This is a genomic window from Flavobacterium fragile (assembly GCF_023634865.1).
GTDB classification, from domain to species: domain Bacteria; phylum Bacteroidota; class Bacteroidia; order Flavobacteriales; family Flavobacteriaceae; genus Flavobacterium; species Flavobacterium fragile.
Window position 1 is genome coordinate 190191 of the sequence record NZ_JAMLJN010000004.1, and the last position, 12148, is coordinate 202338.

10 protein-coding genes are annotated in these 12148 nt (G+C 31.9%); 5 read left to right on the top strand and 5 right to left on the bottom strand.

Going from position 1 to position 12148, the window contains the following annotated elements:
• Window positions 1-13: 13 nt before the first annotated feature.
• Genes NAT47_RS06710 through NAT47_RS06730 form a run of 5 tightly spaced genes read left to right on the top strand, consistent with a single transcriptional unit; the run spans window position 14 to window position 3769 of the window.
• On the top strand, window positions 14-841 hold the full coding sequence (locus NAT47_RS06710) for an ion transporter (RefSeq protein ID WP_250581574.1): 828 nt from the start codon (window positions 14-16) through the stop codon (window positions 839-841).
• Between the two features lies 1 nt (window position 842).
• A complete protein-coding gene (gene miaA, locus NAT47_RS06715) occupies window positions 843-1766 on the top strand; it encodes a tRNA (adenosine(37)-N6)-dimethylallyltransferase MiaA (protein ID WP_250581575.1) in 924 nt (307 codons plus the stop codon).
• A 44-nt stretch (window positions 1767-1810) separates the two neighbouring features.
• Window positions 1811-2446, top strand: coding sequence for a hypothetical protein (locus NAT47_RS06720; protein ID WP_250581576.1), 636 nt, complete (start codon window positions 1811-1813; stop codon window positions 2444-2446).
• Between the two features lies 1 nt (window position 2447).
• On the top strand, window positions 2448-3038 hold the full coding sequence (locus tag NAT47_RS06725; RefSeq protein ID WP_250581577.1) for a hypothetical protein: 591 nt from the start codon (window positions 2448-2450) through the stop codon (window positions 3036-3038).
• Between the two features lie 5 nt (window positions 3039-3043).
• Complete coding sequence (locus NAT47_RS06730) at window positions 3044-3769, top strand: acyl-[acyl-carrier-protein] thioesterase (RefSeq protein WP_250581578.1); 726 nt, start codon at window positions 3044-3046, stop codon at window positions 3767-3769.
• 88 nt (window positions 3770-3857) lie between these two features.
• On the opposite strand, the gene NAT47_RS06735 is transcribed toward NAT47_RS06730, so the two are convergent.
• The 5 genes from NAT47_RS06735 to NAT47_RS06755 form a co-directional block, all read right to left on the bottom strand.
• Window positions 3858-4556, bottom strand: coding sequence for a response regulator transcription factor (locus tag NAT47_RS06735; RefSeq protein ID WP_250581579.1), 699 nt, complete (start codon window positions 4554-4556; stop codon window positions 3858-3860).
• Window positions 4557-4577: 21 nt separating this feature from the next.
• Window positions 4578-6161 (bottom strand): sensor histidine kinase, encoded by a 1584-nt coding sequence (locus tag NAT47_RS06740; protein WP_250581580.1) that lies wholly within the window; start codon window positions 6159-6161, stop codon window positions 4578-4580.
• A gap of 71 nt (window positions 6162-6232) precedes the next feature.
• Window positions 6233-6820 (bottom strand): dephospho-CoA kinase, encoded by a 588-nt coding sequence (coaE, locus tag NAT47_RS06745; RefSeq protein WP_250581581.1) that lies wholly within the window; start codon window positions 6818-6820, stop codon window positions 6233-6235.
• Window positions 6821-6822: 2 nt separating this feature from the next.
• Entirely contained in the window at window positions 6823-7821 is a 999-nt protein-coding gene (locus NAT47_RS06750; protein ID WP_250581582.1) for a glycosyltransferase, read from the bottom strand.
• A 163-nt stretch (window positions 7822-7984) separates the two neighbouring features.
• A complete protein-coding gene (locus NAT47_RS06755; RefSeq protein ID WP_250581583.1) occupies window positions 7985-12097 on the bottom strand; it encodes a GEVED domain-containing protein in 4113 nt (1370 codons plus the stop codon).
• Between the last annotated feature and the right edge of the window lie 51 nt (window positions 12098-12148).

Here is a 12148-nt window from a genome sequence, read left to right on the forward strand (position 1 = left end):
TTAACTTTGTTTTATGAGTGAAGTAAAATCGAAATACGAGATTTTTAAACAAAAAGCACACATTGTCATCTACGGAACTAATACAGTTGCGGGAAGACTTTTCGACTTAATACTTCTGGGTTTGATTTTACTGAGTGTGGTTTTAGTGATGTTGGAAACCGTAAAAGAATTCGATGGAAAATACCATACCTTCATACTAATTTCGGAATGGGTTATAACCATTTTCTTTACTATCGAATATTTATTGCGAATAATAACGATTAAAAAACCCATCAATTACATTTTAAGTTTCTACGGAATTATTGATTTAGTAGCGATTTTACCTATGTATTTATCGTTTTTCTTTGTAGGAACAAGCGTATTCACTGTGATTAGAGCCTTACGATTATTGCGGTTATTCAAAATATTGAACCATCCGCAATTCTCTAGTCAATCGGTACATTTACGAGAATCAATTATTGCGAGTCGTGGTCGTATTTTAGTTTTTATGTACTTTATTTTAATCAGTTGTATTATTGTGGGTTCAGTTATGTATGTTGTAGAAGGTCCTGAAGCTGGCTTTACAAGTATTCCTGTTTCAATTTATTGGTGTATAGTAACTTTAACGACTGTTGGTTTTGGTGATATTACGCCCATAACGCCATTGGGTCAATTTATAGCTTCCTTTGTAATGATCATGGGTTACGGCATCATTGCAGTTCCCACTGGAATTATTACGGCTGAAATTGCGAAAAACATGCCAAAAACCAAAGAAAGCGACAAAAAAGTATGCCAAAACTGTGGTAATTCAGAACATTTACTACACGCAAAATATTGTCAAGACTGCGGAAGCGAATTATAAAATGAATTACTTAATTACGATTATTGGTCCAACAGCCATTGGAAAAACAGCATTAAGCATTTACTTAGCACAACACTTTGGTTGTGACATTATTTCCTGCGATAGTCGCCAGTTTTTCAGAGAAATGAAAATTGGAACCGCTGTTCCTAGTGATGAAGAATTAGCTGCAGCACCCCATCATTTTATCCAAAATAAATCTATTTTTGAAAGTTATTCTGTTGGTGATTTTGAACAAGAAGCTTTGGCTAAATTGGACGAATTATTTCAGAAAAACAACATTCAAATTATGGTAGGTGGTTCTGGATTATATGTCGATGCCGTTTTGAAAGGATTTGATGATTTTCCAGATATTGATGATTCGGTTCGAACTGAAATTAATGCTAAATATGATGATTTAGGAATCGAATTTTTGCAAGAGCAACTCCAAAATCTAGATTCGGAATATTACCAAAAATTACAAATTGAAAACCCACAAACCTTGCTAAATCCTCAACGTATGAAACGTTTTGTTGAAGTTTGCATCGGAAGTGGAAAACCGTATTCCAGTTTCATTGGAAAACGAAAAAATGAGAGAAACTTCACTCCTATCATCATTGGTTTAGAAGCGAATCGAGAAATCATTTACGACAGAATTAACCAACGTGTTGATATTATGCTAAAAGAAGGACTTTTAGAAGAGGCTCAATCTTTATATCCGAACAAACAGCTGAATGCTTTACAAACCGTTGGTTACAGAGAATTATTTGATTATTTTGATGGAAAAACTACATTAGATTTCGTCATCGAACAAATTAAAATGAATACCAGACGCTTTGCAAAACGCCAAATTACTTGGTTTAAACGAACAGAAAACGTGAGTTGGTTTGATTTTTTAGCAGATAGAAAAGAGATAATTCAAGTTATTGAAAAAATAATGAACCCTTAACGCAACCGTATAAGATTTTTCTCATCTTAGCTAAAAATAAACAAATGAAAAAAATAGTGTTATTTTTATTATTAACTTTTGTGTCATGTGAAATTCCATATGATGGAGAGACTATAATAAAACTAAAAATAAAAGTAGTTAATTCAAATAACGAACCACTTGCTAACGAAAAGGCTTACATTGAAACAAGCTATGCTGATGGTAGTTATGATTTTTCAACTTATAAAAAAACTTCTAACGCAGAAGGATTAATACAATTTAATATGTTTAAACCCACAAACTCTGCAACTCTTGTTTTAGATACATCTACAGAATATTTACCTGTTTCAATTCACGGTCTTGATGATAATAATTTTGAAGGAATAAATTGGAATTTAGAAACTTTAACGCTTTTCAAATTTGAAGAACTAGTTTCTTTTACTGTTAATATTAACCAAGTGTCAACTAATAAAGTTCTTAAATCAATTTCTATAAACGGAATTGAATACCGTGAACATATTTTTTTAAACAGTAACTACATTGATTTTTACTACGAATATCCAACAAATTTTATGTTAAAGAAAAATCAGAATTTTGAATTGCTATATAAAACTATAAATACAGACACTAATGAAATTGAAGAATTTGTAATTCCTTTACGAATTAATGAGACTGAAACAAATTATACAATCATCATTTAAAATGAAAAAACTTTTTTTTACTATATTTTTAGTTTATAATCTTTCGTTCGGCCAAAATAAAAAAGATACCAAAAATGTAGATTTAGAACCAAGTATGCGTATAGGTTTCTCAATGCCAATTCACTTTGGAAATAATTTACTATCAAAGGAGTTTGATAACAATTTTGGTTTAAGTAGTAATTTTAGTTTTATAAAAATTTATGATGTAAGATTATCAATTGGATTAGAATATCAAAGATATAATGGAAGTAATTCAAGTATTGGAAATATAAGTCACATAAATAAATTTAATTATTCTTTTCAGAGTGATTATACTATTAGCTTAAAAAATAAACTCGACTTGGTCCCATTTATAAATTATTCTTTTGCCAGATTAAACTATAAAAACTCATACAACACTGTTGCTAATCAGAGAGCCAATGAAATAAAAATAGGTACCCACATAGATTATCAACTTAATAAAACGTATTCGATTTATTATAGGCTTAGTTATAACAAATTGATTAACGATATGAAAGGAAGTCCTCAAGATAAAAAATACTACGGCAATACTAATGCAATACAATTAACACTAGGATTTGAATTTAATTAAATTTTATGCAAATTTCACCCAACTTTACCTCTATTTTAGAACAAGAACACGAAATCAATTTTCTGCAATGCTATCCAAATGGATTGTTGAAATATACTGAGTTATGTAATATTTTTCAAATCACAGCCGGAATTCATGCCGATTTAGGAGGAATTAGTTTTAGCGATATGCAAGAACATCATCAAGCTTGGGTAATGAGTAAAATGCACTTGGAAATCAAAAGCTTGCCGAAATGGAAAGATAAAGTTACCGTTAAAACTTGGATAAAATCGTTAGAAAATTCGCGTTCGACACGTTGTTTGGAATTGTATCGTGGTCATGAAAAATTAGCTGGGTGCGAAACGTATTGGGCCGTTTTAAATACGCAAATTAGAAGACCTGAAAATTTAACTTTGCCCCACGAACATTTTATAAAATATCCAGAACATAGTGCAACTGAAAAATCGGTTCAACGCATTAATTTAGATGTTCCGTTTGAGAAAGTGTTGGATTATAAAGTACAATTATCAGATTTGGATATTGTAAACCACGCTAATAACGTAAAATACTTGGAATGGTGTCTAGATACAATGGATAGAAAATTCGTTTTAAAACAACACATAAAAGGTTTTGAAATGAATTTTTTAAGAGAATTGAATTGGAAAGACGAAGTGGTGATATCAAAAAACGAAAACACGTATATTATAACCAAAGATGAAAAGATTTGTTATGCTTTGGAAATTATTGAATAAAAAAACTCTGTCTTCAATTTAGGACAGAGTTTTTTTGACAACATAATATTGAGATTCTGTAACAAGTTCAGAATGACAAAAATCTTCTTTATTTTTTGACTACTAATCTAAAACCTTCTCCATGAATGTTTAAGATTTCTACATTTTCATCTTGTTTTAAGAACTTTCTCAATTTAGCGATGTATACGTCCATACTTCTTGATGTGAAGTAGTTATCGTCTCTCCAAATTTTAGTTAAAGCTAATTCTCTTGGCATCAAATCATTTTCATGAAGTGCCAACATTTTTAATAATTCGCATTCTTTTGGCGATAACTTAATTGGCTCTTGACCTGGATAGGTTAAGAAACGTAATTTTGAATTTAAGTGGAATTTACCGATTTCAAACTCAAATTTAGTAGTATCTGGTTTTACTTCAGAAGCTTTTCTTTGAATAATCGCTTTGATTTTCATTAAAAGTACTTCAGAATCGAAAGGTTTATTTAAATAATCATCTGCTCCTACTTTATATCCTTTTAAAACATCTTCTTTCAATGTTTTAGCCGTTAAAAATATAATTGGCACTTCTTGATTTTTCTCGCGAATTTCTCTTGCTAAAGTATAACCATCTTTGTAAGGCATCATGACGTCTAAAATACACAAATCAAAGGTGTCTTTTTTGAACTTTTCAAAACCTTCCATTCCGTTTTTAGCTAAGGTAACCTCAAAATCATTTATCATTAAATAATCTTTCAAAACTGCCCCAAAATTTGGATCGTCTTCTACTAATAATATTTTCTTTGCTTCCATATTGATTGTGTGTCTATTTTTTTAATTAATTAATGGCATTTTTATAATAAAGGTACTTCCTTTACCTTTTTCACTTTCTACAAATATTTGACCATTGTGATCTTCTACTATTTGTTTAACATAGGCTAATCCTAATCCATGTCCTTTTACATTATGTAAATCTCCCGTGTGTTCTCGGTAGAATTTTTCAAAAACTCTTTTTTGTGCTACTTTACTCATTCCTGAACCTTGATCTTGAATTTTAATTAGAATAAAATCTTTTATATTCTCTGTAAAGACATCAATAATAGGTGCATTGGGTGAATACTTAATAGCGTTATCTAACATGTTAACTAATACATTCGTAAAATGTACTTCATTGAGTAAAATAGTACTTCGTTGCGCATTAAAATGCGAATGAATAACCCCTTCTCTATCTTCTACTATTAAACTTACGTGTTCAATGGCATCTTCAATAATTTCTGTAACATCTTTTGGCTCTTTTGAGATGTCGAGTTCATTTTTTTCTAATTTAGAAATACGTAGTACATTTTCCACTTGAGCATGCATTCGTTTATTTTCATCTTTAATCATTTGGAGATAACGCTGTACTTTTTCTTTGTCGTCAATGATTTTAGGGTTCTTAATAGCATCTAAAGCTAAGTTTATAGTAGCTATAGGTGTTTTGAACTCATGCGTCATATTATTAATGAAATCAGTTTTGATTTCAGAAATTTGTTTTTGCTTGATTAATTGGTTTAAAGCACTCGAATACGTTAAAACAATTACCAATGTAAATAATAATGATAAACTTGTAATTCCTATTAGCGATGAAAAAACGAACTTACTTTTTTGTGGAAAACTAACTAACAATTGATATTTAGTCATTCCTTCATTATCTTGAAAAATCGGAATACCATAAGTGTTTTTTTTGTCGTACTTAAAATCTTCAGAACGAACTTTTGTGGCAAGACCATTACTATATATTCCGAATTCAAAAGGAGTTTTAACTCCATATTTATGAAGTTCCTCTTTTAGATACTTACCAAGTTCTTCAGTAGAAACTCTTTGTTGAATGGGTTTTAAAGCTACCACATCTTTAAACGCAACCTCAAAATTAGCTTTGTCTAAACTTGAAACACTTCCTACTTTGTTAATTGAAATATCTGGAAACGATTTCATGTGTGGACTACCATCATTTATAGAGTTACCATTAAAAATTTCAGTTTTTCTTTTAGAAACTACATTACCAAAATTGATTGAATTTGCATTTTTATCAAAGAACGAACCGTTTATACCATAATTTTCCGCTACGAGTGTATTGGTGTAAATAATTGTCTCGTTTGTTTTTTTATCTCTTTCATAGAAATAGATTTCTTTCAATTCCTCTTCTTCAGGAATTTTACCAGTACTATCAATAATTTTATTGTAATGATTAAAGAAAGTTACTAACTCATTTTCTTTGATAGAGTTGGATACGTTTCCTAAAACTTGTTTAACATGGTATTTAAATTCTTCCTCATTTTTGTCCAAAGAAGTTGAGATCCAATACAATTGAACCAGAATTATACCAATTAATGATAAACTCATTAAGAAAACCAATAATCTAAATCTTGACTTATTCATCAAAACAAATTTAACATTTTAACACTTCTTGTTAAAATATATTAACCAAAGATTAACATAAAAACCTTTTTTTAAAGTTTTGCTAATTTTTTAAGAATTACATCAACTTCTTTAAATGTAGTTTGTAAGTCAATATTATGAACAACATAATCACTAAGGAATTCTTTTTCAGCCTCTGGAAGTTGATTTTTCATTCTACTTACAATAGTTGCTCTATCAACATTATCGCGCTTTGTTGCTCTTTGTATTCGAAGTTCTTCGGGTGCTGTAATCAAAATAATTTTATCACATTGTTTATTCCCACCGGTTTCAAAAAGGATAGCTACTTCTTTAATTATAAAGGGAAAATTTTTATGTTCTTTAATCCAATTTTGAAAATGAAGATGAACTTCAGGATGTACAATAGCGTTTAATTCTTTTAATTTTTGGGGGTTATTAAAAACCTGTTCAGCGATTCGCTTTCGATTAAGAGAATTATCGTCATTAAGAATTGACTCAGAGAATAGTTCTTGAATTTTTTGTTTAACATCGTCTCGTTCCATAATTTTTTTGGCTTCTTCATCGGCAATGTATACGGGAATTCCCTTTGAAGCAATATAATTTGCTACAGTAGATTTTCCACTTCCAATACCACCTGTTAAACCAACTATTTTTGTCATATTTATTTCTTAAAAAACAACTCAGGAAATGCTTCTTGAGGTTTTTGTTTCAAAATTGAGATTCTGTAATAAGAAAGTAAAAATCCTTTCCCATAACCATAAAACTGAATTACGGTTGCCCACAATGAAAATAACGCAATTTTTAAATTTTTATTGAATAATAGCGAACTTAAAAATAATAGAGAAAAATAAAATCCGTAAAAGGCAATAAAAATTGGAACTTTAAAAATTGCTAACAACACTGAAAACAAAAATCCAATTAAGAATAGACTTGGAAACCAAAAAGTAATTTTAGCATGTTCAGGATACCAAGAATTTAAAATGGGACGCGCTTTGCCAAATTTATTGACTTGAATTTGGAATTTTTCCCAACTGATCCTTCTTTTATGATATACAAAAGCATTCTTAATCAACTTAGTTTTAAAACCTAAATTCCACAATCGAATTGATAAATCGGGATCTTCTCCTGGATGAATATTTCCAAAACCATTGGATGCTTCAAAGGCTTTTTTGGATAATCCCATGTTAAAACTTCGAGGTTGAAATTTATCAACTTTTTCACTTCCTCCTCTAATTCCACCTGTAGTAAGGAATGAAGTCATAGCAAAATTGATTGCTTTTTGTATATCTGAAAAAGAGTCCAAAGCTGCATCGGGACCTCCAAAACAATCAACATATTCCTCTTCTAAACTCTTTTGAACTTGAGTCAAATAATCTTCGGGAATAATACAATCGGAATCTAAGATGATAAAATAATCACCTTTAGCCACTTTCATTCCATAATTACGTGAATCTCCAGGACCAGAATTGGATTTAAAATAATAAGCTATAGTTAATCTACTATTATATTTTTCAATAACATCTTCACATGGAATAGTTGAACCGTCTTCAACAACTACAACTTCAAAAGGAATTGAGGAAGAAAACTTAGTCATGCTTTCCAACAATTCATCAATTTCATCAGGACGATTGTAAACGGGAACAATAAAAGAAAAATACATCTTAATTTTTTTTACAAACCTACATAAATTTTAAAGATTTTAGAGAATTGTCCTCCTAATTTATGTAAGTTCTTTATTCTATTAACAAAATAAAATATAGAAAAAAGATTATAAAAAAAGTCCCGAATAAATCGGGACTTTAATCATTAACTAAATTTAATATTTATTGCTTAACAACTTTTAATGTTTTAACGTTGTCTCCAACTGTTACATTTACAATGTAAGTACCAGAACTTAATTGAGACATATCAACTTGCGTTGAAGTAGCATTAATATTTTTAGAAATTACTTCTTGACCAATCATATTGATTACTCTGATTGAAGAAATTTCAGTTGAATATGATACATTTAATACATCTTTAACTGGGTTAGGATAAGCTGAGAAATTAGCATTATCAAATGAACCAGATGATAAAGCCACGTCTACTAGAATGTTATCAACAATTAAATAAAATTGATCTGCATCAGAATAAGCATTAAATCCAAAATAATAAACTCCTGATGTTGATGGTGTAAAATCAACGAAAGTATTAATAGGAGTATCATTAACAACATTTGGATAATCTGCTAATAAATTTGTCATTGCTGCTGCATTTGCAGAACTACCATAAGAAACTTTTAATTTTTCAGGAAAAGTAGTACCTGTACCACCATAACTATAAGAAATTCTATAAGTAGTACCTGCTACTAAGTTTACACCATTTGTGTAGAACCAAACATTAGCATTATTAGAACTGTTCCATCTATAACGCAATGCTTTATTTGTGAAACCATAGCCTGGATTATTTTCAACTGTCCAAAGATTACCAGAACCAACATTTTGTTGACTTGTACAAGAAGGTAAATTTGGTACTGTTGCAGTCTCAAAGTCTTGAGAATAAGGTACATTTTCAGCTACACAAGCAGTAGTAAAACTAAATGGTCCAGACCATGTACTGAAGCCACCAGCACCACAATTAGCTCTTACATAAAAACTATAAGTTGTATTAGAGTTTAAGCCTGAAATAGACTGAGGATTTGTTGCTCCTGAAATAGTTGGAGTTCCTGTAGGGGTAAATCCTAAAGTTCCCCATTCAATATCCCATGAAGATGCAGTACCAGCTTCTGTCCATCCTAAACTAGCTGAAGAAGAAGTTACCGCAGTTGCATTTAAAGCTGTTGGAGGTAAACAAGATGGAGCTGGCAATATATTAACCAAGTAATCTTCTGTTTGACCAAAAGTACTTGAAGAAGCACCACATGCTTGTGTATTCAGAATCGCAGAATCATCACCACCTCTTATTCTCATTCTAGTAACTCCTAATGTTGCACCAGCTGGTACATTAACAATAATATTAGACGTACCTCCACCACCTACACTTGTTCCTAAGGAGAATGATTCTGAAGGTTCAAAAGTTAAGTTCTGATTAAAATCAATCCAAACTCTACTAAATTGAGTTCCATCTGTTCCCATGGTAACAGAAACTGTAGAATTTAATCCAGCAGTCATAGTTGGAATCGCGATCGGAGTAGGTTGTTGAGAAGTAAAATCTTCATAATAAGGTAAAACATTTCCAGTTGAAGCGTTTGACCAAGAACCTATTACTACATTAGTAATATTATCTCCACCACCACCATTTGAATAAGTTGGAACACAGTAACATCCGTTAGTATTTGTTGTAAAAGTTCGTTCTATACATCCAACAGCTGGCCCATTAGCATTATATGGTGTAACTGTATAATAGTATGTAGTATTTACTGTTCCAGCAAAAACATATGAAATTGAAGAACCTAAGTTTTGATTATTCAAAACATCATTCCCTCCTGAAGTCGTACCAATAGTCAAATTATAACCATCAGCTCCAGAAACAGCATCCCAAGAAATAGTATTATTGAAATTTCCACAAGTTGGATGGGGAGTTGCAACAACATTTGAAGCACATGCAGGTGGAGTCACTGGAGTTTCTTCAACAGTAACATCATCAATAAGAATATCATGATAAAAAGTTGAACCTCCATTAGCAACACCGGTAACTGTGAAACGAATTTGAATAGGACCTGTAATAGTTAAACTTGATAAATTAGTTGTAAATACAACCCAGTTTGGACCTAAATTATCAGAAACAGTATTAACTAAATTCCAAGCAGCTCCATCCCATACTTCAACTTGTAAAAGATTTCGTGCAGCATCATTTACGTTATTTCCAAAAACAGCATATTTTAATCTTGGTGTAGTTAATGGCGTAACATCAATAAAAGGAGTTAACAAACTACTAACTTCACCATCTGTATTGTCTGAACCATCCATTCCAATAAAAGTACCTCCAGCTGCATTGAAATCAGGTGCAAGATCCGCACCATAATCTGCAAAACCAGCAGGTGTAGAAACATTACTACCAAATTCCCAAGCTGTAGGACCTGTTTGAGACCAACAAGAAGGGAAAGTATTAGTCGCAAAAGGTTGGTTGAAAGGCGCAACAAACACTGCACATAATGTTCTAAAAGGAACAGGACCTACCCATGCACTATTACCATCAACTCCACAATTAGCTCTTACCCAAAATTCATAGTTAGTATTTGGGTTTAATGTATTAACTGTTAAAGGTAAAGTTGTAATATCAACAATATCTCCAGCAACTGTAGGAACACCACCTCCTGCTAATTGCACTACAAGTTCGTAGTCAAATTGAGTTCCTGTAGGATCTACCCATGATAAATCAGCACCATTAGAAGTAATATTCGTAGCAGTTAATGTAGTTGGCTCAACACATGGCGGAGTAAGTCTTACTTGAATATTATCAATTGAAAAATCAATTGCTGCAGCACCATTAGCCGCTCCTTCCACTGCTCTAAAAGCAAATCTAATATTTTGACCAGCATAAGCATCCAAATCAATAACATTTGGTGTACCCGTATTTAATGGAATATTTGCATTCGCTGCATTATATGTATATAAAACTGTCCAATTTGTCATTCCAGTTGAAACTAATACTTCCACGAAATCATCAGATTCCCATGGTGTAGTTGGAGCACCTGTTCCACCTGATTGAGTTGCAGCAGCATCAAATTTTAATTCATAACCTGTGGCAGGTATAGCATAAAGCGGAGAAATAATCCAATCATTATCAACAGCACCATCAATTAAAATTCTAGCGGCACCTGTAGTTCCTTGATTTCCAAAACCATCAACAACCCACGCACCAGACAAGAAAGTTGTAGGCCCTGCTGTTAAATCACCATTGTCAGCTTCTTGCCAACAAGTTGGTAAGAAAACATCTAATGTTTCTAGTGATGGTACAGTTAATGCACCACATGGATTAAGAGTCGCTGTTGTAGATACAGCGGTTTCTGCTGAAACTGTACAAGTAACTCTCAATCTGTACATAATCATAGAACCCCCAAAAACAGGTGGCGTATAAGATAATGTAGTTGCACCTGTACCACCAACGGCATTTACCCAGTTTGTTCCATCTGTGGATTGCTCCCATTGATAAGACAAACTAGAAACACCGGAAGTTTGACCCGTTACTGTTAAAACAGCTGACGCTTGACCTGATAACAAAGTTTGAGTTGCAGGAGCAACTGTACCTGCAACAGGTGTTCCTGAACAAGGTAGAGGAGGTGTAAATCTATAAAAAGTTCCAGATGGGATTGATGAAAGATTATCTGTAATAAATGTTGATGTATTATTTGTATTTGTTGTTACATTAACATTATTAAAGATTGCAGTGGCAGTTGCTAAACCTATGGAATATCCATTTGTAGCCGTTACTACACCAGTACCGTAATTAAAGGTGATAATGTTTGTTGTTTCTTCTAATACGCACTGAAATCTGCCATTTGCAGCTCCTGTGGTATTTCTTGGAATTGTTACAAACCATTCAATTACTAGTTTTCTGTTAGGAGCTGAACCAGTAACAACATAACTTACATTTCCACCACCTGCAGCAGAGCCTGTAGCTACATCATCCCAATATGGAAATATAGCAGGAGTGTTTGTATTTGCATTTGCTGCAGAGTTAGTAAAAGCAGTTGTTACAGCCGCAGCACCTAACCTAACCAACCCATTTGTATTGACTGAAAATTGGGTATAATCGGTTCCAGCATAGTTAAAAGTAAATCCTATACCTGTTACTGCTGAAGCAGTATCATCAGAGCCAGAGCCAATTAACTGAATCGAACCTGACATAGGTTCCATTGTACCAGTAGTCCCTGTTGAAAAGGAATAAGAATTTACTTGAGCATTTATTTGCCAGCACGTAAAGAGCGCAAATAAAAATAAAGTAATTTTTTTCATGAAATAATTAATTAATTGTTAAGCATTTGCTAAATTAAAAATAAAATTCAA